Below are 24,017 nucleotides of genomic sequence, written 5' to 3' on the forward strand. Positions count from 1 at the left end.
ATAGGCGTTTCTGCGTGGAATTCCAGAGATGTGGCGAATGGGGACGGAAATCCAGGGCTGTGGCGGATCGGAGGGTCGAGCGATTCGTGTCGGCGCGGCTCAGCCGGTGGGCTTGTCGGCGAACCAGTAGAACTGGGAGAACTGCTGCGAACGCCCCAGCCCCAGATCGCTCTTGGCGAAGCGACGGACCTCTTTGACCATGCTCATCTCCCCCGCCGCCCAGACGTACAGTCCGGCGCTATCGAGGTCGAGTCCGCGCAGGTGATCGGCCACGGATCGATCCGTGCGATGCTGCGGGGCCGCCTCGGCGCTCACACCCTGACTCACCCAATGCCACGTCGCGTTGGGGTGGGCCGACTGCGGGAGCCCTGGCACCTCGGCCGGGTCGGCAGTGATCGCCACGGTGATGGCAATGTCGGCGGGGACGGCTTCGCACCAGGAATTGATGGCCGGCAGCGCGGTGAGGTCCCCCACCAGGAGGAGGCGGGAGGTGTCGTCAGGCAGGTCGAGACGGGCCGGGGTGAGGGCGGCTTCAATGGTGTCACCTGGGCGGACATGCGCCGCCCAGCGGGCCGCGGGACCGATGTCGGGCGTGGATTCCGCCTCGACCGGGCCTGCCGCGGCTGCCGAACCCGACTGGCCCGCGGAAACTGACGGGTCCGCCGGAATTGCCTGGTTTGCCGGTTCCGCCGGATCGACTTCCCCGAGGTCACCGTGGAGGACGAAGTCGAGGCTGAACGTCCCGGCGTGGAGGTCGATGGCCGAGAACGTGTAGCCGCGCTGACTCAGGTGGCCCTCGCCCTTCTCCGGGTGCGGGAACCACAGCCGGGTCCACAGCGTCGGGAAGACCTCATCGAGCTGGGCCAGCAGTTCGGGACCGGAGAAGCGGATCCGACGGTAAGTCGGGGTGAAGTCCGTGACCCCGGTGACGACCACTTCGTGATTCGTGATTCGCATCAGCCGCATCACGCCGCGCTGCCAGTTGACCATTCGCTCCACCCCTCGTTCGCACGTCTTTGCTTAGCCTACCCTAAGCAAACAGCGCCGGTTGCGTGAGTCAGCGGATCAGACGCTTCGCGATGGGCGTGTGTGGAGTGGATCAGACCCAGCCTCGGGCTTCGAAGATGCGGTGGTAGATCTCGCGGACGACGGCCTGCTTGCGGGCGTTGTAGCCCATGACCGTCTCCCCGACCGCGTTCGATTCCGCGGCCGAGGTCCGCTTCACCGACTCGTAGGCCTCGCGCTCGTCCGCATGCTCCCGCAGCCGATCTCGGAAGAGCCGCATCCGTGCCACTTCCGCGCACCGGGGTCCGAAGACGTGGAGATTGTATTCAGGCTGCCCGGGGGCCGGGTCGAGCCGCTTGAACATCCGATGCTCGTACCACGCAGGTTCGCGGAGGGTGAGATCGAATCCCGCTTCGGCGAGCGCGGGGACATAGTCATCTTCGGCCGTGGGGTCGGCTACGACGAGGGCGATGTCGATGATCGGTTTCGCGGGCAATCCCGGCACCGAGGTGGACCCGACGTGGTCGATGCCGACGAACGCACTGCTCGGGCTCAGGGCCCGACGGATCCGGTGGGCCGCCTCGGCGAAATGATCGGTCCAGGCGGGGTCGTGGTCAACGATGGCGATCACGGACGGCGGCGCGGTCGGTCGCGTCCAGAGATCGGGATCCTTGACATCGTTGAAGGTGATGATGTCAGCGATCGCGGCTGACATCGGATCGGCGAACACACCGCCCGCGGCCTCCTGCTCAGAGGAGTCACCAGCGGACGGCTGCGTCATGCCTCAGGCCTGCTTGAGGGCGTGCTTCTCGGCCTTCTTCGCAGCTTTCCTGGCAGCCTTTGCGGCCGCCTTGTCGATGGCCTTCTGGTTCTCACCGGCGCCGATGAGGAGCAGCAGTCCGCCGAGCGCGGCGAGGTTCTTCGAGAACTGGGTCTGGTGAGCCTTCGCCTCTCCGCCTTCCATCTCCCAGAAGGAGTGTCCGGCGAGCGTGGTCGGGATGAGGGACCCGGCGAGTGCGAGTGCCGACAGTCGCGGCTTGATGCCCAGCAGCAGGGTGGTGCCGGCGAGGATCTGGACGCCGCCATTGATGCGCACGAGCAGCTCGTTGTCGTCGGGCAGCCCGGGCACGTATTCGCGGATGGCGTCCAGGGTCGACTCGGCCATCGCTGCTTTGCCTGCCGGATCAGTGACGGCCGAGTATCCGCCGCTGATGAAGATCGGTGCGGTGAACACGCGTCCGGCGGTCTGCAGCAGCGAAGGTCCGAAGGTCATATGAGGCTCCTGTGGGTTTGGGATTGCGGTTGATCGGGTTTTGAGCCTAGCCGACGCCGGGGCCGAGCCTCAAGATTCGGGGCCGGCCTTCGCCTTGATGCCCAGTTCCGGCTGCTTGCGGAACTGGCCGGTGACGACGAGCACTGCGATGACGACCGCTGAGACGATCCAGCCTGCGACTCCGAGGAACGCGACAAGCGCCGGATCCGGAGTCGACGCACCTGCATCGACGAACAGGCCCAGCAACATGGCCCCGCAGCCGTTGAGTGCGGCATGGGCGAATACGGCCGGCCACACGGATCCGGTGCGCAGGCGCAGCCAGCCGAAGAGGATGCCGACCACGATGCAGCCGCCGACCATGAAACCCACACCGGTGAGGTCGGGGCGCCCGAAGTTGTAGCCGAGCAGGATGAGCGGTGAGTGCCACAGGCCCCAGACGACGCCGATGATGAGCAGTGCGGGCCAGGTGCCCAGGGGACGCAGACTGGTGAGCAGCCATCCGCGCCAGCCGAATTCCTCGCCGATCGTGACACCGACATTGGCCACCGAGCTGACGAACATGAGCAACAGGTAGATGGCGATGGCGGCGGCAGTCGGCAATGAGTCCGTGCCGGGAATCGTCTCCAACTGTGCCTTGAACCCGGACAGCCCGTCGAGATCGAGGGCGAGCCATCCGAAGGCCGCGCTGACCAGGTAGCCGAGGACGACGAGCACCATGATCCCGAAGAAGGCGGCGATGGTCATCCCGATGACTCGGCCGAAGCTGCGCAGCGGCCAGTAGCCGAAGTAGCGCGGAGCACTGGCCAGGACCTCTCCCCTGGCACGGGCGCGGCGGCGCTGGATGATGGAGGCGATGATGCTCGCGATGAGCGGAGTGAACATCATGGCGCTGCCGCAGGCCAGAAGCAGAACGGGATCGCCGATCCCCTCCGCGGAGAACCACAGCGGCAGGCAGGCAATCCAAGCGAGCCCGAATGCGGTGACGGCGAAGATTCCGATCTCGAGCCACGGGACCCGGGCGGGTACGACGGCGAGCGGTCGCCCTTTCGCGTCGACATCCTCTGTGGGGGTGTGCGATCCATCCATCGCCGAGGCGGCAGAACCGGGCATGGAATCCGTCGTTCCGGGCGGGTGGGGTTGGATAGTGGGTTGAGGTGATGGCTCGGTCGGTCCGGTCGCCTCGGCGAATCCGTTGTGACTGTGCGTCTGCGTGTTCACGGTTCCTCCTCGATCCTGCACTGTGCCCACCGATTCGGCGGTGGTCCGTGCCTGTGATTCCACGCTATGACTCGCCGTCGTCGGGCACCTCCGCCGCGAGGATGAAATCGCGCTCAGCCGCACGGGCGAGAACGCTTCCGCAGGTGAGAATCGGAGATACGATGCGAACAGCACAGAATCAACGACGATTCGAATGAAGGAACAACACCATGTCCGAATATCCCCCGGACGCCCACCACCCCGCAGGCGTTCACAACTCCGCCGGCAACCGGGCCGGCGACCACCTCTCCGATTCCGACCATCTGGCCGTCCTCGGCTACGAAGACTCCTTCGAACGGTCGATGAGTCCGTGGGCGAACTTCGCCCTCGGCTTCACTTACCTCTCCCCTCTCGTCGGTGTGTATTCGCTGCTGGCAGTGGCGCTCTCAACCGGTGGTCCGCCCTCTATCTGGTGGATCGTCATCGTCGCCTGCGGGCAGCTGCTCGTCGCCCTCGTCTTCGGCGAAGTCGTCTCCCAGTTTCCCATCGCCGGCGGAATCTACCCATGGGCCAGGCGGCTGTGGAGCAAGCGATATGCGTGGATGGCCGCATGGATCTACATCTGCGCACTCATCGTCACGATCACCTCGGTGGCGGAGTTCGGTGCCGGGTTCCTCGCGAGCCTCTTCGGCCTCGAACTCAGCCGCAACTCCACACTGTCCCTCGGCCTGGCGCTGCTGGTGCTGGCCTTGGCGATCAACTTCTCGGGCACGAAATGGCTGGCCCGCATCGCGCGCATCGGCCTCTTCGCAGAACTCATCGGCGTCATCGGACTCGGCCTGTTCCTGCTCATCTTCGAACGCAAGCACAGCTTCTCCGTCTTCTTCGACACCATGGGCACCGCCGGCGACGGCAGCTACCTGCCCGTCTTCATGGGAGCCGCAGTCGCCGGGCTCTTCCTCTTTTACGGATTCGAAGCATGCGGTGACGTCGCCGAGGAAGTGTCGAATCCGGCTCGCGGCATCCCGAAGGCGATGCTCATGACGATCCTCGTCGGAGCGGTCTCGGCCCTGTTCTCCTTCGGCGGGTACGTGCTCGCGGCACCGAATCTCGAGGAGATCGTCTCCGGTGAGGTCGCTGACCCGATTCCCGCGATCCTCGAGGGCAGCCTCGGTGCGGTGGGGGCGAAGATCTTCCTCGTCGTCGCTGTCCTCGCATTCATCTCCTGCGTGCTCAGCCTGCAGGCCGCCGCGTCGAGGCTGATCTTCAGCTTCGCCCGCGACGGAATGATGCCCGGACACCGGTGGCTGTCGAAGGTCACCGACGGGACGAAGATCCCGCACAATGCGCTCATCGTCGCCTGCACGGCACCCGCTCTGATCTGCGTGCTCATCTGGTTCAACGACGGAATCCTCGTCGCCGTGACCTCGTTCGCGATCCTCGGCATCTACCTCGCATTCCAGATGGTCGTCCTCGGGGCGCTGCGGCAGCGGCTGCGCAGGTGGAAGCCGGCGGGTCCGTGGTCGCTGGGCGGTTGGGGCATCATCGTCAATTTCGCCGCACTGGCCTACGGCATCTTCGCGATGGTCCTGCTCTCGCTGCCCGGCGACTCCGGATCGTTCTTCGTCGACTGGATCGTGCTCATCGGTCTGGTCGTCGTGCTTGTCGCCGGATTCATCTATCTGTTCACGGCACGTCCGGATCGGAAGTCCGACGCTCCCGAAGGTGACGCCATCGCCGTCGCCGAGGCGATCCGGGCACACCGCGCGAAGCAGTAACTCACGCGGGTGGGGCGCGGCCCCGGATCAGACCCCGAACTCTGGCGCGAAGGCCAGGGCGCCCGCGGGTACCTCGCCTCCCAGCGGCATCGCCATGAGCGCTTCGTCGGGAACGTCGACGTGCAGGGTGATGCCGAAGCCTGAGGCTGGGGTGAACCCGAAGCGCGGATAGTACTCGGGGTGGCCGAGGACGACGGCGAATGCCTCACCACGGCGGGCCGCCTCGGCGAGGAGCGCTTCGATCACCGCAGTGCCTGCGCCAGTGCGCTGGTGCTCGGGCCATACGGAACAGGGCGCCAGGCAGACGCCTGGGGCCTCGCCGACGAAGCAGCGGGAGAGCATCGCGTGGGCGATGACCTCACCTTCGAGCACTCCGACGAACGACAAGCCCTCGACCCCATTGCCGGATCCGCGGAGGGCGTCGACGAGTTCTGCCTCGTCAACCTGGCCGAATGCAGCTGCGGTCAACGCGTGGATCGCGTCGAAGTCGCCGGAAGTCTCAGGGCGGACGGTGAACTGAGGTACGGGAGGATTCGTCACCCGCTCACGATAGCAATCGGCGGGGCCGCCTCGGCGAGATTCGAGCGCCTCACGCGTTTCATTCACATAAAAATACATGCCACTGCATAACAATTCGACAATCGGCAGAGACTCACGTTACGCTGGTGACATGTCGAAAGTACTGTCTTCGCTCCCAGTCGGTGAGCACGTTGGAATCGCCTTCTCCGGCGGCCTGGACACCTCCTGCGCGGTTGCGTGGATGCGCCACAAGGGAGCCATCCCGTGCACGTACACGGCCGATATCGGCCAGTACGACGAGCCCGACCTGGAGTCGGTGACCGATCGCGCCAAGGAATACGGTGCCGAGATCGCTCGCTTCGTCGACGCCAAGCGCCTGCTCGTCGAAGAAGGCTTCGTCGCCCTCCAGTGCGGTGCGTTCAACGTCCGCTCCGGAGGCAAGACCTATTTCAACACCACTCCCCTCGGCCGCGCTGTCACCGGGACCATGCTGGTCCGCGCCATGAAGGAGGACGGCGTCGACATCTGGGGCGACGGCTCGACCTACAAGGGCAACGACATCGAGCGGTTCTACCGGTACGGCCTCATGGCCAACCCGAAGCTGCGCATCTACAAGCCCTGGCTCGACTCGGAGTTCGTCGACGAGCTCGGCGGCCGACAGGAGATGAGCGAATGGCTCGTCGAACACGGCTACCCCTACCGCGACTCGGCCGAGAAGGCCTACTCCACGGATGCGAACATCTGGGGCGCCACCCACGAGGCGAAGACCCTGGAGTTCCTCGACGCCGGACTCGACATCGTCGAACCGATCATGGGCGTCGCCGCCTGGCGCGATGACGTCGAGGTCAAGTCGGAAGAGGTCTCTGTCCGCTTCGAAGCCGGCCGCCCAGTCGCCATCAACGGCGAAGTCTTCGACGATCCCGTTGCCCTGGTCTTCAAGGCCAACGAGATCGGCGGCCGCCACGGACTCGGCGTCTCCGACCAGATCGAGAATCGCATCATCGAGGCGAAGTCCCGCGGCATCTACGAGGCCCCGGGCATGGCACTGCTGCACGTGACCTACGAACGCCTGCTCAACGCAATCCACAACGAGGACACCATCGCCCTCTACCACGAAGAGGGCCGCCGCCTCGGCCGCCGGATGTACGAGGGACGCTGGCTCGACCCGCAGTCGCTCATGCTGCGCGAGTCCATGCAGCGGTGGGTCGCCTCGGCGATCACCGGCGAGGTCACCCTGCGCCTGCGCCGCGGCGACGACTACACGATCGTCAACACCGAGGGCCCGAACCTGTCCTACCACCCGGAGAAGCTGTCGATGGAGCGTGTGGGCGACTCCGCCTTCGGCCCCGAGGACCGCATCGGCCAGATGACCATGCGCAATCTCGACATCGCCGATTCGCGTGCCCGCCTCGAGCAGTACGCGGCCATGGGCATCGTGTCCGGCCCGACCTCGGAGCTCGTGGGCTCGCTGGAGGCCGGCGGCGCCGAGGAGATCGCGAACTCCAACGCCGAGGTGGACGAGGCCAGCGACCTCGCCAACCTCTCCTCGGCCTTCGACGCCGGCACGGACTGAGGTCCCCAGAACTTCCGGAGACACTGCGCAGCATGAGACTCGCGGCCTCCGGTTGAGAACACAGAACGGCCGGCAGGCGCACTCCCCAATCATCGCGATCGACGGAGTCCGCCTGTCGGCCGCTCCTTCGGCTCGGGCCTGTTCTGCTACCCGTCGGCCGTATCGAACCGTTGCAAACGCTCAGACCGGGGTCATCGCCGTGCTCGTTCAGACAACACCGAAGGCGGACAGCGCTGTTCGACGTGCGACGTCCAGCGCCTCGCGCAGAGGTCGTCTTCGATGCCCCTCAGAGAGGATCTCAACACCCCATGGGCCGTCATAGCCGATGGCCTTGAGCGTCTCGATGAAACCGCTGACATCTTGGTGCCCATCACCGATGAGGCGACGATTGTCCCTGGTGTCTTCGAACAATGTCCCGACAGCGGTTTCGTCGGCATCGCAGAGTTCGACACCGAAGACCTGGTCCGCAGTCAGAGCGCTTCGCAGTTCCTCCAAAGAGGTGCCTGCACGGAAGACGTGCCAGTAGTCGACGACAAGGCCAGCAGCTGGGTGGTCGACGCGTCGAATAAGCTCGGCGCCCTGCGGAATCGACGCGATCATGCCGAACGGTAGAGGCTCGAGCGCGACCTTCGTGCCATAGGTCTCCGCCTCCTCCGCCAAACGTCGCAGCGGTCCGACGAAAGGCTCGACATCCTCTACGGCGGGGACACTGTCAGTGCCGATCTTGATGAAAGCAGCATCGAGTTTTCGCGCCGCTTCGAGCAGTTCCTCCCAATGCCCACGCCATCCCGCGTTGGGTCCCCTCCACCATCCGGAGCACAGTTCGACCTCGACATGGCGCAATCCTGCACCGCTGATCTCTTCAGCCAGTGCGTCGTAGCCGATCGTGTCCCGAATTGCTCTCAGATCATCGAGGACGAATCCGAGACCTGCCCATCCGGTGGCCGCGACTTCTCTCACCCGGTCGAGGGGATCGAAGGGACTGCGTTCACTCGCCCGCATCGGGGCGGCATCCCCGGCACTCGTCCAACAGGTCGCAATCAGTTCTATCCCGGTCACTGCTCGTCACGCATCCTTCTCCACTCGCGGAATCTGTAGGCCATTCCCGTTTCGACCCCTTCCTCCATCTTCTCCAATGAGATGCCGCGAGTCTCGGGCACCTGCGTGGCGATGAAGATCAATGCCACGACTCCGACGATCGCGAAGATGAAGAAGACGCCGGAGATTCCGACACCAGCCACCAGCGACGGGAAGACTAAGGCGATGACGCCGTTCATCCCCCATCCGAACAGTTGCGATACCCCGATTCCGACACCGCGCATCGGCAGCGGGAACACCTCGGCGAGCCAGACCCACACGGCGACGTTGAGGAACGACTGCATGGAGGCTACGAAACCGACGATGAGAGCGAGGATGACCCATGCTCGCAGCGGATTGTCCTCGGCCATGAATTTCGAACACAGTCCGATAAGGAGATGGAACGTCGTCGTCAGAGACAGACCCGTGATGAAGGTGGTGCGCCTGTCGACACGATCCATCATGTACAGGGCGAAGAAGCCGCCGAGCACGGCGACCACACCTGGGGCGATGTTGGCAATGAGCGCGGCGTTCTCCGCGAAGCCGGATTCGATGAGGACGACCTGACCGTAGTACATGATCGAGTTGATTCCGGTGAGCTGCTGACAGACCGCAACACCCATTCCGACGAGGACGATCCTGACCAGCCATTTGTTGAACACGAACTTCCGGTAGCCGACTCGTTGGTCGCCGGTCGACGCCTCAGCAACGACTTCGACGGCCCCGAGTTCGGCGCGAGCCCGTTCCTCGGTACGGACGGACATGAGGACCGCCAGGGCCTCATCCCGGCGATTATGCTCGACGAGCCACCTCGGCGATTCTGGCATCCGAAGCATGCCGATGAAGAGACAGACGGCCGGTATCGCACAGATGGCGAACATGACACGCCAGATCCCGTCGATGTGTCCCCACACGTTGCCGATGATGGCGTTGACGACGAACGCCGCAAGCTGTCCCGTGACGATTGCGACTTCGTTGCGTCCGCTGATCGAACCACGAATCTCGTGCGGTGCGAGCTCCGACAGATACACCGGCACGACGATCGAGGCCCCGCCGACTGCGAGGCCGAGAAGGATCCGGCCGACCACCAGCAAAGCGACGTTCGGCGCGAGAACAACGACCAACGTGCCGAGGAAGAACATCAGCGCGAGGTAGAGGATCGTGCGTCGGCGGCCGATCATGTCGCAGATCTGACCGCAGGTGACTGCGCCCACAGCAGCGGCGAAAACGAGCGAACTCGTCACCACTCCTTCGCTGACTGCAGTGAGGCCGAGCTCCTGGGACATCGGCCGGAGCGCGCCGTTGATGACACCGGTGTCGTAGCCGAACAGAAGGCCGCCGAAACAGGCGACGACCGAGATCAGTCCGAGCCTCTTCCTGAACGGTCCGGTTTTCGGCATGTCCGGTAATGCTGAGTCCCGGAGTGTCGGTGACTCTGTTGAATTGGCAACCACGATGGTCTCCTCACATTGTGCTTCGTTGCACTGTCATTGATGTCGCCGTACGGTTCGTCGAACCGCTCACCTATCCAGGTCGATGCGAACGACTCGTCCTTCTCTGGCCGAGAGTTCGGCCGCATCGGCCAACAGCAGCGCCGCACGACCGTCGGCGAAGGTCGAGCAGCGGGATTCCTCCCCTCTGACGAGTCGGCTGAACTCGCGCAGCTCCTCGAGGTAGGCTTCCGCGTAGCGCTCAAGGAAGAAGTGCTGATAGGGCGTAGTGGTCTTCACTGCTGTCGCATTCGAGTAGCTGACCAGGCTGGTGCCCGCATTGCCGACCTCGAGCATGCCCTCACCGCCGAAGATCTCGATCCGCTGGTCGTAGCCGATCGAACTGTGACGCGAGTTGGTGATCGAGATCTGGACTCCGGTCGAAGTCCGCATCGTCACCATGGCGGTGTCGAAGTCCGACGTCTGTTTGGCACCGTCGTCGAACAGCTGCGAGCCGGTCGCGAAGACCTCGACGATGTCCGGGGCGAAGTAGCGCGCCATGTCGAAGTCGTGGATGGTCTGGTCCCGGAACATGCCTCCGGTCGTTCTGAGATTCTCAACGGTCGGCGGGGCGGGATCGCGGCTGATGATCGACAGCTGCTCGAGATCACCGACCTCACCAGCGATGAGGCGCTCTCGAGCGAGTGAGAAGTCACGATCGAATCGACGGTTGAAGCCGACAGCAAATGGAACGCCGGAGCCTTCGACCACGGGGGCAAGCTTGTCGACTCGGGCGATATCAAGGTCGATCGGCTTTTCGCAGAGCACGGGTATTCCGGCCGCGATGGCCCGCTCGATGAGGTCGGCGTGGGTCGAGGTCGGCGAGGCGATGACGACCGCATCGAGATCGCCGAAGGCGAATGCCTCTGCCGGGTCGGCCGTCGCGCGGGCTCCTCTTTCGGCTGCGATCGCCTCTGCTCCGGCGATATAGGGATCGATCACCCAGGTCAGGGTGGTCTCCGGCAGAGCCGCGATGTTCGCAGCATGGACCTTTCCGATGCGGCCGGTCCCGATGAGACCGATGCGCAGCTGTTCGTTCGTCATAGGAATTCTCTCCTCGTTCGATGTTCGCGGTTCACTGTGGAACGGATGATGGGGGTCTTCGGCGCGGTGCGCCGGTGCGGTCAGAAGTCGATCTCGTCGAGCCGGACGGGTATCCGGCGCCGCACTGATTCTTCGGCGGCCACTGCCAGTCTTGCTGCGACGATGCCGTCGGACGGCAGTGTCAACGACGTGGCATCGCCGTCGATGACCGCGAGGAAGTGTCGGATCTCGCGGCGGAATGCCGGCTCGAACCGTTCGACGAAATCCGCGTAAGTCGACTCCGGAGGAGACACGCCGGGTTCCGTCGAGACGACCGGTGACTTCGAGTCGACGCCTGCTGCGTATGCGGCGTCACTTCCGTAGACGACCGTGTTGACATCTTGGCCGGAGGCGATGTTGCGTGCGCCGCTGATGAGCGCTTGCACCCCGGATTCGAAGGTGATGACGGCCGTGGCCGTGTCGAGATCGCCGTTGTCCGCGTATGCCTGTTCGTCGAGCACTGACCCCGAGGCGTAGATCGACACCGGCCTTTCCCCCAGCAGCCAGGGAATCGTGTCGAATTCGTGGATGAGCAGGTCTCGCCATACTCCGCCCGAGGTGGGGATGAACTCCGGATCGACATGGAAGTGATCATGTCCGGCCGAGTGGATGACTCGGATGGTTCCCATATCTCCGCTGTGGATGCGGTCTCTGAGGCTCTGGAATCCTTCGTCGTACCTGCGGTGGTAGGCGACCATGATGGGTACGTCGAGCGCTTCGAACTCCGCGGACAGGGCCGCGGTCTCTTCGAGCTTGAGTCCGATCGGCTTCTCGAGGAGGACGGGGACGCCAGCTGTCAGCGCTGTCCGTGCGAGCTCGGGGTGGGTGTGTGTCGAACTGGCGATGATGACACCGTCGAGCCCGTCGGTCCAGTCCTCGTTGAGCACCACAGTGCTGATGACGGGACTGTTGTCACGACCTGCGGGGGCGTGAGCACCTCGAAGGTCCGGCCCGGCCTCCGGGGCCAGCTCCGACTGCAGCTGCGCTTTGGCGTCTTCGAGCTTGCCTTCGGTGCGGCCGATCAGCACGAGCTCGTCGACTCCCGGTTCCTGCGCGATGTTGCGCGCGTGCATTCGGCCGATCCTACCGAGACCGACGACGCCGATCCGTGTGCTCATCGGTTCTCCTCGATGATCTGCTTGAGATAATTGAGGCTGGCGCGAGCCTGGTCGATCGGTCCAGAGCCGCGCGCCGGCTCGTCGGCAACGACGGTGTCCTGCTCGAGGGTGAACCAGCCGTCGAATCCGGCGCGGATGAGAGTGCCGACGATCGAGTCGATGTCGATGTCTCCCTGGCCGAGCGGCTGGTACATTCCGTCGACGACGGCATCGTAGTATGTCTGTTCGCCGGCCTGGACACGACGAGCTCGGTCGAGCGCGACGTCCTTGAGGTGCGCATGGGAGATGCGCCCCGTGTGCTTCTGCACGAATTCGACCGGGTCCACTCCGCCGATGAACATGTGTCCGGTGTCGAAGCAGAAGTCGACGTCGGTGCCGTTGAGAATGTGGTCGACATCATCCTGGGTTTCGATCATGGTGCCCACATGCGAATGCAGGCTGACGGTGACTCCCCGGGCTTTCGCGGCTTCGAGGATGCGGTCGATGTTGCGGTAGACGGTCTTCCAACCGGCTTCATCGAGTTCAGGGCGTTTGGCGTCGTAGCCGTCGACGCCCGTCGCTGCCGCCAGGACGAGGGTGTCGGCACCGGCGGCGACATATGCTTCGAGTTCCCGCTCGAGCTCCGGCAGCGGGTCGTGTTCTGGGTCATGGATGATGGCTGGGTAGAACCCGCCGACGGCCTGCATGGAGTGCCGGCTGAGGGTCTCTGCGCGGCCCACTGCGTCGTCGGGAAGGAAACCTTCGGGGCCGAATTCGGTGGCGTCGAAGCCGAGTTCCTGCATTTCTGTGAGGACCCGTTCAGGGCTCAGTTGAAAACCCCAGTCGGGGACTTCGCAGACTCCCCAGGAGATGGGGGCTGCGGCGATCTTGACGGTATTACTCACTGGTTAACTCCTTTGCCTACGGTTGCCGGCTCGGCCGCTCGGTCCACCTCGTTGACCGCAGCCTCAGGTCTGCCTCCTTTGAGGACGGCGTCCACGGCCCGGGCGGCGGCGATGAAAGTGGCTCGGCTGGCCTTGGCGCTCAGTCCCATCACATGAGGGCTCAGCACGGTGCGCGGGTGCTGGTAGAGGGGGTGTGGCTGCGGCGGCTCGGATTCGAATGAGTCCAAACCGACTCCCCCGAGCTTGCCCGATTCGAGCCCGGCCAGTGTCGCGTCTTCGTCGATCAGTCCACCACGGCTGGTGTTGATGAGGATCGCTCCGTCCTTCATCGTTTCGACCGCGCGGGCGTCGATCATGTGGCGGGTGCTCTCGAGCAGCGGCACATGGAGGGTGACGATGTCGGATGCGCGCAGGATCTCGTCGACCGTCTCGGCCCTGTTGGCCCGGGGCACCTCGGCGACGGGGTCGTACGCGAAGACAGTCATTCCGAAGGCCTCGGCGATCGCCTTCACCCGGCGGCCGATGTTGCCGAATCCCACGATTCCCAGGGTCGCCCCGTCGAGATCGCCGACCGGGACGCTGGTGCGCTCGGCCCATCCTCCGGAGCGAACGATCTCGGTCAGCGAGCCCAAGGATTTGACCAGTTGTAGCATGTGGGCGAAAGCGCCTTCGGCGACGGCCGTCGAGTTGACCCCGGGCGTGATCGCGACGGGGATCCCCCGCTCGGTGGCAGCGTCGACATCGACATCGTCGACACCGACACCGGTGCGGGCGATGACCTTGAGGTTGGGCATCGAGTCGAGTTCTGCCGGACCGACCTTGACGGCGGCGCGGACGATTGCGCCTTCGGCCTTCGCGTAGTCCTCAGCTTCGGGGCTCTGGACGAAGTCGACACCGCGTCCTAGTTCACCCTCGACGAGATTCTTCGGCACCGGTCCGAGACCGATGACGATGGTCTTCTCAGGCATCGACGGTCTCCCTTCTGGTCGAGTCGGCAGCGGTCCGAGTCGACGCCGAGGTGCCCGCGACCGGTTCGACGCTCTGCCAGCTCTCGGTGGCGATGGCGCGCTCACCCGCGTAAACAACGCGGTTCGCGGCCAGTGCGTCGTGGACGTCGGCGTGGATTGATTCCTGACCTACGTGGGCGAGGAGGAACTTCTTCGCTTCGATGACCTTGAGGTCGTCGTAGCCCATCGATGTGCCTGCCCCCGGTTGGAATTTCGAGAAGTCACCGAATTCGGAGCTGGCCATGATGCGGGTGAAGCCCACGTGCGGGCCCTTGTGGCCGAGCGCGAGTTCGAGTTCGTTCATCCGCTCGAAGTTCCATCGCAGTGACCCTTCGGTTCCGTAGACCTCGAGGGAATACTCCGCGCGGGGTCCGACACACACCCGCGAGGCTTCGAGGGTCCCGACGGCGCCGGCTCCCTGAGCGTCAGGGCCGAAGTGGACGAGCAGGCCGGCGTAGTCCTCATTTTCGACCGGAGCCATCTCACCGCCTTCGACGACGTCGAAGTGGGTGCCGCTGCCCATCTCGAGTTTGGGGCGTTCGGTGTAGGCCGTGTTGGCTACCCCGGTGACCTTGTCGATCGGGCCGACGACGTAGTGGGCGAGGTCGGTCAGGTGTCCGAGGAGATCTCCGAGGACGCCGGATCCTGCGAGTCCGCGGATGAAGCGCCAGGACAGTGCGCCGTTCGGCTCGGCCGAGTAGTCGGCGAAGAATGCGCCGCGCACGTTCGTGATGCGTCCGAGCTTGCCTTGAGCGATGATCTTCCGCGCGTATTCGATGGCCGGGGCGTTGCGATAGTTGAAGCCGACGGCGGTCACGACCTCCGCTGCGTCGGCCGCGTTGACGACGGATTCCGTCTCTTCGGCTGAGCGTCCGACGGGCTTCTCGATCCACAGTGATTTGCCGGCTTTGGCGACTGCGGTGCCGATCTCTTCGTGAAGGAAGTTCGGTGCGCACACGGAGACGACGTCGACGTCCGGGTGGTTGAGAACGTCGTTGTAATCACTCGTCGAGCTCTCGTATCCGAGCACGTGCTCGGCGAATTGGGCGCGTTCGTCGTTCGTGTCGGCGGCGATGACCAGGCGTGTTCTGATGCCCAGTTCGGGGTAGACGACGGGAACGTTGGAGTAAGCGCGGCTGTGGAGCTGGCCCATCCAGCCGACGCTGATGAGTCCGACTCCGATGGTGGTGGGGTTATTGCTCATGGTGCTCCTTGGGTAGTCGATGATTGCGCGGATGTTCCGCGAAGTTCTGTGTTCTCAGTCGCGCAGTGCAGAGATGACTGCAGTGACGGTGTCGGCCAGCAGGGTCGAATCCGATCCGACCGGCAGGAAGGTGAAACCCTGTCCAGCTCGGGTCGAGGCGACTCCGGCGTCCGCGCTGAGGATGCCTGCCGACTTTCCGTGTTTCCGTGCGGCAGCGACGACCGCCTCGAGGGCGTCGAGGAAGGCCGGTGCGGTGAAGTCCAACGGCACTCCGAGCGCGTAGGACAGGTCGAGGGGGCCGACGAAGAGGACGTCGACGGCGTCGATCGCCGCGATCTCGTCCACCTCGGCGAGGGCACCGGTCGTTTCGATCTGCACGATGGTGATCACCTCGCTATCGCTTGTCTGCAAGGCGTCCTTGTCCATCCCCCAACGCAGGGAGCGGTTATAGGTCGCAACGCCCCGGTCTCCGAGCGGCGGATAGTGCAGGTGCGGAATGATCGTGGCCACCTCGTCGGCGGAGTCCACTCGCGGGAGCATGACTCCGGCAGCGCCTGCGTCGAGGGCGCGGCCGATCCTGATCCGGTCAGGAGTCTCGACTCGGACGAAGGTTCCGGCACCGTATCCGCCGGCTGCCGCGACCGCGTCTCCGACACCGTCTTCGCTTCCACCGCCGTGTTCGAGGTCGACGAGGATCCAATCGAGTCCTGCCGCGGCGAGGACTTCGATGGCCATGGTGGAGCCGAGACCGGCGAAGCTGCCGATGGTCGTCTCTCCTGCGCGGATTCGTTCCGCCAGGGCACCCTTGTCCAAGGGCGTCATCGTTGAGTTCAGATGTGCCATTTCTGGTCCTCCAGCCCCTGTTCGTAGTCGGTGCGCAGCTCGGCGACCCAGTCCTGTTCGGCGACTTCGGCGGGCGCGACATCCCAGAAGACACCTGATCCGGGCAGATCGACAAGCGGGATGGTCGGCACGACGATCGCGACGGGTCCGTGGACGTCGCGCGTCTCGTTGAGAGCCGAACGGACCTCTTCGGCGCTCGTGGCTCGGATGGTCTTCGCGCCGAGCCCCGAGGCGATCTCGCCGAGGTCGACGTGGAGGTAGTCGCCCGAGAGTCGAGCGGTGTCCTCTTCGCCCCGGTACCGGAAGTCGTTGCCGAACTGCTCGCCGTACTTCATCATCTGCAGGCGGCGGATGACCTGGAATCCGTGGTTCTCCGAGATAACGTAGGTGATGTCCAAATGTTCCTGCGCGGCGGTGAGGATCTCCGTCGGGTTCATGAGGAAGGTTCCGTCGCCGATGAAGACCGAAACACGTCCAGTGCTCTCCGGATCAGCCAGGCGGACTCCGATGCCGGCGGGGATCTCGTAGCCCATGCAGGAGAATCCGAACTCGAGGTGGCAGCGACGGTCGTCGGTGGCGTCCCAGACCTTGAGCAGATCTCCCGGAGGCCCCCCTGCGGCGGCGATGAGGGTGTCACCGGGCTGCGCGTGCTCCTGGAGCAGGCCGATGAGCTGACCTTGGGTGATGACAGCGTCCGTGTCGGGGATACCCAGTTCGGCATTCTCCGGTGCCAGTTTGTCGAACGCGGTGTCGGGGTCGAGGGCCTTGCTGCGCTGCGGGGCCCAGTCGGCTTTCTGATCGCCGATTTCACGCGCCCAGTCTCCTGGCACCGTGTAGTCGGAGAGGTCCCCCCTCAGTGCCTCGATCCCGAGCTTCGCATCGGAGAGTACTGCGATGGCTCCCTGTTTGATCGCGTCGAGCTCGGCGATGTTGATCGAAACGAAGCGCACATCCGGGTTCTTGAACATCGTCTGCGATCCAGTGGCGAAATCGGTCAGTCGCGTGCCGATGCTGAGAATGACGTCGGCCTGTGCGACGAGTCGATTCGTCGCGGGACTGCCTTCGAGTCCGATGCCGCCGAGCACCCAGTCCGCGTCGTTGAGCGCAGAGCCCTTGCCGCCGAACGTCTCGGCGACGGGGATTCCTGTGGATTCGGCGAACTCGGCCAGGGCCTCGCGGGCTTCGGAGTAGTGGACTCCGCCTCCGGCGATGATCAGGGGCTTCTCGGCTGAACCGAGCACGTCAGCCGCCTCGGCGATATCGTTCGGCTGAGGAATCGTGCGACGAATCGTCCAGTCGCGGTCGCGGAACAGGCTGACCGGGAAGTCGAAGGCATGCGACTGGATGTCCTGCGGCAGAGAGAGTACGACGGCTCCGGTCTCCGCGGGGTTCGCCAGCACGCGGAAAGCCTTGGGCAGCGCAGTGATGAGCTGTTCGGGGCGTGTGATCCGATCGAAGAACGCCGAGACAGGACGGAACGCGTCGTTGACTGTCAGCGACGGATCCTGAGGGTTCTCCAGTTCCTGCAGAACCGGTCCTTGGCGCTTGGTCGCATAGGTGTCGCCGGGCAGCAGGAACAGAGGGAGGCGGTTGATCGTCGCCAGAGCGGCCGCTGTGACGAGATTCATCGCGCCGGGGCCGATGGATGCGGTGACGGCGAGCGTCTGCTTCCGGTTGCTCGCCTTGGCCAGGGCACTTCCCGCGTGGGCCAGCGCTTGCTCATTGCGTCCCTGCATGAAGGGAAGATCGTCGGCGTACTGCGAGAATGCCTGGCTGAAGCCGGCGACATTGCCGTGGCCGAAGATGCCGGCCGCGGCTGGGATGAAACGCCGGCGGTCGCTGTCGAGCACTGAATACTGACTGCTGAGGAACTTGACGACGGCCTGTGCCACCGTCAGGCGGATGGTCGGTTCGTGACTCATGGGTTCTCCTTCGAACGGATGGGGTGCGCTCTTCTGCGCTGAAGTTTCAGTTTTGTGCCGAGTCAGGTCCAGGGGCGGCCGTGGATGACGACGGTCTTCGACTCGGTCATCTCCTCGACGGCGGCCCGCAGTCCTTCCTTGCCGATTCCGCTGGCTTTGAGCCCTCCGTAGGGCATGAGGTCTGCTCGCCACAGCGGAGTCCAGTTGATGTGGATATTTCCGGCATCGATCTCACGCATGTACTGCACGCAGGCGTCGACGTTGTTCGTGAAGATTCCGGCAGCGAGGCCGTAGTCGGTCGAGTTCGCCAGTTCGATGGCCGTCCTGACGTCGGGTGCCGTTGACACGGCCACGGCAGGGCCGAAGATCTCATCCTGGGCGATCGCGGAATGGGGATCAACGCCACTGAGGATTGCGGGTTCGATCATCGCCCCGTCGCGGTCGCCGCCGAGTTCGAGGCGCGCTCCGGCGCCGACGGCCTCACGGATGGACTCTTCGACACGTTTGGCCTCGGTCTCAGTGATGAGAGTGCCGACCGTCGTCGAGTCGTCCTCGGGGTTGCCGATCCGGTGCTCACGGACTTTGGCGCTGAGAGCGTCGAGGAAGTCGCCTTGGATGTCTTCGTGGACGATGACGCGCTGCACCGAGATGCAGACCTGACCGGCATTCGCGTACCCTCCGGCGGCGACGGCACTCGCCGCGAGCTCGATGTCGGCGTCGGGAAGGACGACGACTGGTGCCGAAGAACCCAGCTCCAAGGACAGCTTCTTCACTCCGGCGATCGAGGCCAGATGCTCGCCCACCGAGGTGGATCCGGTGAACGAGATCTTCCGGACGCGCCGGTCAGCAGCAAGTTGATCGCCGATCTGTCCGCCGGAACCGGTGAGGACGGAGAGAACTCCTTCTGGCAGCCCGGCATCGATGAAGCATTCGGCCAAAGCCAATGCCGTCAGCGGAGTGGTGCTCGCTGGTTTGAGGATGACGGAATTTCCGGCGGCCAGAGCCGGAGCGATCTTGTGGTTGACCAGCAGTGCTGGGTAATTGAACGGGGTGATGGCCACGACTACTCCAACCGGCTGAGGCAGGGTGAACCCGACTTTGTCCAGACCGGTGCCCGGGTTCGCATCGAGCGGCAGCGTCTGCCCATATAGCTGGGTGCCTTCGAATGCGGCCAGGCGGATGATCGAACCAGAACGGCCGGCCTCGGCGCGAGCCTCTTTGAGGGTCTTGCCGTTCTCGGCAGAGATCACCCGAGCGATCTCCTCGCTGCGCTCATCGGCCAGAGCAGCGGCGCGGAGCAGAATCTCACTGCGCTCGTGGGCCGGAGTCCTCCGCCAAATCTGTGCGCCGTGCGATGCAGACTCGAGAGCAGCCTCGACGTCGGCAGCACCCGAGATCGGGACCTGCCCGACCGTGCGACCGTCGAACGGCGACACTACATCCTTCAGGCGGCCGCCTCCTTCACGAGGGGATTGCCATGCCCCGCCGATGAGCAACTCGCTGCGCGTCATTGCGTACTCCACATTCTTTCGATCTCACATACTTGCAGCCCCATTTTGAACCGGTCCAAATTCAGAGTTCATCGTAATCGTCCAAACTTTTGGACCGGTTCAAAATGGGATCAGTGTGAATCTAATGTGATTCGGATCATGAAGTCAAGAGTGCCTCGTAATCTTTTCACAAGTTGAGTCGAGATCGCCCCCGAAGCTCACTCCGGCGGCCGTCCTGTGTGAAGATGAAGCCATGGGATCAGCCGTCGGCGACGAATCACGGACCTCGGGGTCGAGGCCGACGATTCGTGATGTCGCGGCGGCCGCTGGAGTGTCGAAGTCACTCGTCTCCCTCGCTTTCAAGGACCCGCAGCGAGTCGGTGAGAAACGTCGCGAGCTCATCCTCCGGACCGCGCAGACGCTTGGCTACCAGCCGAACTTCCTCGCCCGTTCCCTGGCAACGGAAGGATCGCCGTTCGTCGGCATCCTCGTCGTCAATCTCCACAATCCGATCTTCGCCGAGATCGCTGACGCCGTCCGCGTAGAACTCGATAAACAAGGCGAGTACGGACTGATCACGAGCGCCACGGTAGCGAACGATCACGATCCTGCCCAACCGTACGGTCGCATTGACTCGCGAGTCATCGCCATGCTCCAGGATCTCCGCCCGAAAGCGCTCATCGTCGTCGGCACCGTGATCGAGCACGAAGGACTCTTCGAGGGAATCCCGACGGTCTACGCGAGCGCCGAACCCCGCAGCGATTCCGGCTATACCTCGGTCCGGATGGATGACACCCAGGGCGCGGAACTCGTCATCGACCACCTGCGCGAGCTCGGACACGAGCGGATCGCCTTCGTCGGAGGACTGGGCGGAGCTGTCGCGAAAACCCGAGAGTTCGCTTATCGAAAGGCGATGGAATCACGCGGCCTGACCCCGATCGTCCGAGAAGCCGGCTTCTTCGAGAGCGACGGATATGCCGCCGCCACGGAGCTTCTCGCTTTACCGTCCCCGCCGACGGCAATCGTCTCGATCAATGATGTCTCCGCGATCGGCATACTCTCGGCAGCCGACGACGCAGGAGTGGTGGTGCCCGACGAATTGGCGGTCGTCGGCGTCGATAACATCCCCCTGTCAGCCCTGAAGAGGATCTCGTTGACCTCAGTGGATCCGCAGAACCAGATGATCGGGCGCCTGTCCGCTCAAGCCGTCTTCGACATCCTCGCCGACCCCAATGAACAGGCAAAACAACACCTCATCACACCGAAGCTCATTGTCCGGCAATCCACTGTTGGCGGCAACGCGGCCAGTGGATCGTAATGCCCACCCTCGCCGAGGCGGTCGACCGCGAGCTGCGCGACCGCGGCCGCGACGCACGCGCACAGAAGGAGAAGGCCTACCTCAAGAGCGCACTCGACCACTACGGAGTCAGCGTCCCTGACACCCGAGCGATCGTGCGGACGGCGCTGCGCGGAGTCGAGCCGAGCGGGACGAAGCTGAGCCATGTTGAGGTCGTCGATCTCGCTCGGGAGCTGTGGGCGGTCCCCGTCCACGAACGTCGTGCCGCTGCGGCGATGGTGCTCATCCAGTCGAAGGATCGCCTCGGCGCAGGCGATGCCAGCTTCATCGAAGGACTGCTGCGGGAGTCGAAGACCTGGGCGCTCGTCGACCCTCTGGCCGGGGACCTCGTAGGGCCGTTGAGCGAACGGGATACTGCCTTCGACCCCGTTCTTGAGCGCTGGGCGAGCGATGGGGATTTCTGGATTCGCCGCTCGGCACTATTGGCACATCTGGTCCCGCTGCGGCACGGCCGCGGCGACTTCGACAGGTTCTCCCGATTCGCCGATGCGATGCTCGAGGAAAAGGAATTCTTCATCCGCAAGGCCATCGGCTGGGTTCTGCGCGACACCTCGCGCAAACGCCCCGACCTCGTCTTCGACTGGATCCTCCCACGCGCCAACCGGGCCTCGGGAGTGACGATCCGAGAGGCGGTCAAGCGGCTCTCACCTGAACAGAGGGAGTCTGTGCTCAACGCCAGGTGAACGACTGAGCAGATTCCCCGAGCACCGATGGCACGCCTCGCATCGGCCCTGTCGTGAATCTAAATGTCATGACAAATTGGTGCGCAGATTCTCTTTTGACATGACAAATTTGAGTGTAATGTGGTGAGCGCTTCAGACAGAAAGAAGCACAACGACCACCGTGTCAGGCGCACCTCGACCGATGCCCGACACCGTCCCCTCATGCATTCGAAGGAGAATCACCATGCCGCAGCGCCTCGGAATCGCTGTCATCGGAGCCGGAATGGCCGGACGCGCCCACGCCTCGGCCTGGCGGGCCGCGCCCACCGTCGGCACCGGCGAACTGCCGGACATCGAACTCGTCTCCGTCTGCGACATCGCCGGCGACCTCGCCGCCGCGACCGCAGCACGGTACGGCTACTCTCGTCACGACACCGACTGGCACGACATCGTCAACGCCTCCGACGTCGACATCGTCAGCGTCGTCGTCGCGAATTCCCTCCATAAGGAGATCGTCGAGGCGCTGCTCGCCGCCGGCAAGCACGTCCTCTGCGAGAAGCCCCTGACCGACACCGTCGACGACGCCCGTGTGATGGTCGCCTCCGCCGAGCGCGCCGACTCGATCGCCCGACTCGGCTTCACCTTCCGTCGCGCACCCGGCCTCGCCGCGATCCGCGACCTCATCAACGACGGCACACTCGGAACGGTCAGTCACATCAACGCGTGGTACTGGACTGACTACGCCTGCTCCCCCACTGCTCCGATGAGCTGGCGCTACAAGGGCGAACTCGGCACCGGCGCCCTGGCCGATGTCGGCAGCCACCTCACCGACACCGTCGAATTCCTCGCCGGCCCCATCCAGTCGGTCTCCGGCGGGCGCTTCCACACCGCGATCACCTCCCGCCCGCTGCCGCTGGGCCACGTCGTCGGCCACGACCACGTCGAGGTCAGCGACGAATACGAACCCGTCGGCAACGACGACTACGCGGGCTTCGGCGTCGAGTTCCCCACCGGCTCGGGAGTCATCCAGGTCTCGCGCATCGCCGCCGGCCACCCCAACAGCCTCGGCGTTGAGGTGTTCTGCGCCAACGGATCAGCCAGCTTCGACTTCCGCTTCCCCGGCCAGATCGTGCTCAACCAGAGCATCGACGGTGCCGCCGCCACCGGACTGACGACGATCCAACTCGGCCCCGACCACCCCTACATCGCCGACGGACTGCCCATGGCCGCCCCCGGCGTCGGAGTCGGACAGAACGACGGCTTCACCTTCCAGGCCCGTGCCTTCCTCGACGAGGTCGTCGGCCGCCCCGAAGCCGAATCGCTGCCGCGCTGCGCGCACTTCTCCGACGGCCTCCACGCCCTGCAGGTCCGCGATGCCGTCATCGCCTCGGCCAATGACAACGGAACCACGAAAGAGGTCACAGCATGAAGTACGGCGTCTACACGGCGATCCTCCACGATCGCCCGCTGCCGGAAGCCCTGTCCGTGATCAAGGGACTCGGCCTCGATGCGGCAGAGATCAACGTCGGCGGGTTCCTCCCGCCCGTCCACATGCCCACGATCGATGACATCCTCACCTCGGACGATGCCCGAGACGAGTACCTCGGCACCTTCACCGAGGCGGGGGTCGAGCTGGCGGGCCTCAACGCCAACGGCAATCCCCTCCATCCGAATCCGGAGATCGGTCCCCCGACTCTGGCCGACATCGAGCGGGCCATCAAGGTCGCGAACCGGCTGGGCCAGACGCGCGTGGTGACGATGTCGGGCCTGCCCGGCGCCGATTCCGCGGCCGCCGTGCCGACCTGGATCGTCAACCCGTGGGAGTCGTCCTACCTCGACGTCCGCGACGCCCAGTGGGAGGCCGCGACCCCGATCTGGCGCAACCTCGATCGCCTCGCCTCCGACAACGGCGTGAAGATCGCCATCGAGATGCACCCGCACAACCTCGTGTTCAACCCCGCCACCCTCGAACGCCTCGTCGAGACGATCGGAGCGACGAACGTCGGCGCGGAGATGGACCCCTCCCACCTGTTCTGGCAGGGCATCGATCCCGTCGCAGCCGTCGACCACCTCGGCGAGCTCGTCGTCCACGCAGCAGCCAAGGACGTGCGCATCAACGAGGCCGCACAGATCCACGGCGTGCTCGACGACCGCCACACCCGCTTCACCGGGGACCGGATCACGAACATCCGCGGCGGAGCGGCGATCAGCGCCTGGCCCAAGGGCTCGGCCTGGGACTTCGTCGCCCTCGGCAACGGCCATGACCAGGATTTCTGGAACCGGTTCGTCGCCGCCCTGGCCCGAGTCGACCCGAACATGGCCGTGCACATCGAGCACGAGGACGAGTCGCTCGGCCGGGTCGAAGGACTCGAAACCGCCGCCGAGGTGCTCCTCACGGCCGCACGCACCGTGCCGTCCCCAGCCTGATCGACACGGTCACGCAGTCGGCGTGCGACGCGTCCGACCGCGGCACAGCGACCACGCCGACTGCGTGAACTGAGTCGTTCGGGGACGGCGACCTGAGCGGGTCACCGT

Annotated in this window: 21 protein-coding genes; 6 read left to right on the plus strand and 15 right to left on the minus strand. The window is 64.7% G+C overall.

What is annotated here, in order from left to right:
* Nucleotides 1-99 precede the first annotated feature (99 nt).
* The 4 genes from AC239G_RS15930 to AC239G_RS15945 form a co-directional block, all read right to left on the minus strand.
* Entirely contained in the window at nucleotides 100-990 is an 891-nt protein-coding gene (locus AC239G_RS15930) for a siderophore-interacting protein (RefSeq protein WP_487489242.1), read from the minus strand.
* Between the two features lie 109 nt (nucleotides 991-1,099).
* Nucleotides 1,100-1,786, minus strand: coding sequence for a GrpB family protein (locus AC239G_RS15935; RefSeq protein ID WP_181270807.1), 687 nt, complete (start codon nucleotides 1,784-1,786; stop codon nucleotides 1,100-1,102).
* A 3-nt stretch (nucleotides 1,787-1,789) separates the two neighbouring features.
* A complete protein-coding gene (locus tag AC239G_RS15940) occupies nucleotides 1,790-2,278 on the minus strand; it encodes a DoxX family protein (protein WP_172171684.1) in 489 nt (162 codons plus the stop codon).
* A 69-nt stretch (nucleotides 2,279-2,347) separates the two neighbouring features.
* On the minus strand, nucleotides 2,348-3,496 hold the full coding sequence (locus tag AC239G_RS15945; protein WP_487489243.1) for a CPBP family intramembrane glutamic endopeptidase: 1,149 nt from the start codon (nucleotides 3,494-3,496) through the stop codon (nucleotides 2,348-2,350).
* 209 nt (nucleotides 3,497-3,705) lie between these two features.
* Between AC239G_RS15945 and AC239G_RS15950 the strand changes: the two genes are divergently transcribed.
* Entirely contained in the window at nucleotides 3,706-5,253 is a 1,548-nt protein-coding gene (locus AC239G_RS15950; RefSeq protein ID WP_487489244.1) for an APC family permease, read from the plus strand.
* Between the two features lie 27 nt (nucleotides 5,254-5,280).
* Here the strand turns inward: AC239G_RS15950 and AC239G_RS15955 are convergent, their stop codons facing one another.
* Nucleotides 5,281-5,793 (minus strand): GNAT family N-acetyltransferase, encoded by a 513-nt coding sequence (locus tag AC239G_RS15955; protein ID WP_446656809.1) that lies wholly within the window; start codon nucleotides 5,791-5,793, stop codon nucleotides 5,281-5,283.
* Nucleotides 5,794-5,923: 130 nt separating this feature from the next.
* On the opposite strand from AC239G_RS15955, the gene argG reads away from it, so the two are divergent.
* Nucleotides 5,924-7,345 carry an argininosuccinate synthase gene (gene argG / locus AC239G_RS15960; RefSeq protein ID WP_139467983.1) on the plus strand — a complete coding sequence of 474 codons (1,422 nt, stop codon included), beginning with the start codon at nucleotides 5,924-5,926 and terminating at the stop codon, nucleotides 7,343-7,345.
* A gap of 207 nt (nucleotides 7,346-7,552) precedes the next feature.
* Here argG and AC239G_RS15965 read toward each other — a convergent pair whose 3' ends face one another.
* From AC239G_RS15965 to AC239G_RS16010, 10 genes are all read right to left on the minus strand, one after another.
* A complete protein-coding gene (locus tag AC239G_RS15965; RefSeq protein WP_487489245.1) occupies nucleotides 7,553-8,404 on the minus strand; it encodes a sugar phosphate isomerase/epimerase family protein in 852 nt (283 codons plus the stop codon).
* A complete protein-coding gene (locus tag AC239G_RS15970; RefSeq protein WP_487489246.1) occupies nucleotides 8,401-9,822 on the minus strand; it encodes a sugar porter family MFS transporter in 1,422 nt (473 codons plus the stop codon). Before AC239G_RS15970 ends, AC239G_RS15965 begins: the two co-directional genes overlap by 4 nt.
* A 120-nt stretch (nucleotides 9,823-9,942) precedes the next feature.
* On the minus strand, nucleotides 9,943-10,956 hold the full coding sequence (gene iolG / locus AC239G_RS15975; RefSeq protein WP_487489247.1) for an inositol 2-dehydrogenase: 1,014 nt from the start codon (nucleotides 10,954-10,956) through the stop codon (nucleotides 9,943-9,945).
* Between the two features lie 80 nt (nucleotides 10,957-11,036).
* The gene (locus AC239G_RS15980; RefSeq protein WP_487489248.1) at nucleotides 11,037-12,113 is read right to left on the minus strand and encodes a Gfo/Idh/MocA family protein; all 1,077 of its coding nucleotides are present in this window, start codon (nucleotides 12,111-12,113) and stop codon (nucleotides 11,037-11,039) included.
* The gene (locus AC239G_RS15985) at nucleotides 12,110-12,997 is read right to left on the minus strand and encodes a sugar phosphate isomerase/epimerase family protein (RefSeq protein WP_487489249.1); all 888 of its coding nucleotides are present in this window, start codon (nucleotides 12,995-12,997) and stop codon (nucleotides 12,110-12,112) included. Before AC239G_RS15985 ends, AC239G_RS15980 begins: the two co-directional genes overlap by 4 nt.
* Nucleotides 12,994-13,965: an NAD(P)-dependent oxidoreductase gene (locus AC239G_RS15990; RefSeq protein ID WP_487489250.1), complete on the minus strand. Its 972-nt coding sequence runs from the start codon at nucleotides 13,963-13,965 to the stop codon at nucleotides 12,994-12,996. The genes AC239G_RS15985 and AC239G_RS15990 overlap by 4 nt, the downstream gene beginning before the upstream one ends.
* A complete protein-coding gene (locus tag AC239G_RS15995; protein ID WP_487489251.1) occupies nucleotides 13,958-15,208 on the minus strand; it encodes a Gfo/Idh/MocA family protein in 1,251 nt (416 codons plus the stop codon). The genes AC239G_RS15990 and AC239G_RS15995 overlap by 8 nt, the downstream gene beginning before the upstream one ends.
* A gap of 54 nt (nucleotides 15,209-15,262) precedes the next feature.
* A complete protein-coding gene (locus AC239G_RS16000) occupies nucleotides 15,263-16,051 on the minus strand; it encodes an HpcH/HpaI aldolase family protein (protein WP_487489252.1) in 789 nt (262 codons plus the stop codon).
* A complete protein-coding gene (gene iolD / locus AC239G_RS16005; protein ID WP_487489253.1) occupies nucleotides 16,039-17,973 on the minus strand; it encodes a 3D-(3,5/4)-trihydroxycyclohexane-1,2-dione acylhydrolase (decyclizing) in 1,935 nt (644 codons plus the stop codon). Before iolD ends, AC239G_RS16000 begins: the two co-directional genes overlap by 13 nt.
* Nucleotides 17,974-18,035: 62 nt before the next feature.
* Nucleotides 18,036-19,484 carry an aldehyde dehydrogenase family protein gene (locus AC239G_RS16010; RefSeq protein ID WP_487489254.1) on the minus strand — a complete coding sequence of 483 codons (1,449 nt, stop codon included), beginning with the start codon at nucleotides 19,482-19,484 and terminating at the stop codon, nucleotides 18,036-18,038.
* A gap of 232 nt (nucleotides 19,485-19,716) precedes the next feature.
* On the opposite strand from AC239G_RS16010, the gene AC239G_RS16015 reads away from it, so the two are divergent.
* From AC239G_RS16015 to AC239G_RS16030, 4 genes are all read left to right on the plus strand, one after another.
* Nucleotides 19,717-20,781: a LacI family DNA-binding transcriptional regulator gene (locus tag AC239G_RS16015; protein ID WP_487489255.1), complete on the plus strand. Its 1,065-nt coding sequence runs from the start codon at nucleotides 19,717-19,719 to the stop codon at nucleotides 20,779-20,781.
* Nucleotides 20,781-21,503, plus strand: coding sequence for a DNA alkylation repair protein (locus tag AC239G_RS16020; RefSeq protein WP_487489256.1), 723 nt, complete (start codon nucleotides 20,781-20,783; stop codon nucleotides 21,501-21,503). Before AC239G_RS16015 ends, AC239G_RS16020 begins: the two co-directional genes overlap by 1 nt.
* 223 nt (nucleotides 21,504-21,726) lie before the next feature.
* The gene (locus tag AC239G_RS16025) at nucleotides 21,727-22,911 is read left to right on the plus strand and encodes a Gfo/Idh/MocA family protein (RefSeq protein WP_487489257.1); all 1,185 of its coding nucleotides are present in this window, start codon (nucleotides 21,727-21,729) and stop codon (nucleotides 22,909-22,911) included.
* A complete protein-coding gene (locus AC239G_RS16030; protein WP_487489258.1) occupies nucleotides 22,908-23,909 on the plus strand; it encodes a sugar phosphate isomerase/epimerase family protein in 1,002 nt (333 codons plus the stop codon). Before AC239G_RS16025 ends, AC239G_RS16030 begins: the two co-directional genes overlap by 4 nt.
* The last annotated feature ends 108 nt before the right edge of the window (nucleotides 23,910-24,017 follow it).

The sequence above is a fragment of the Brevibacterium sp. Lmc1 genome (assembly GCF_057654315.1).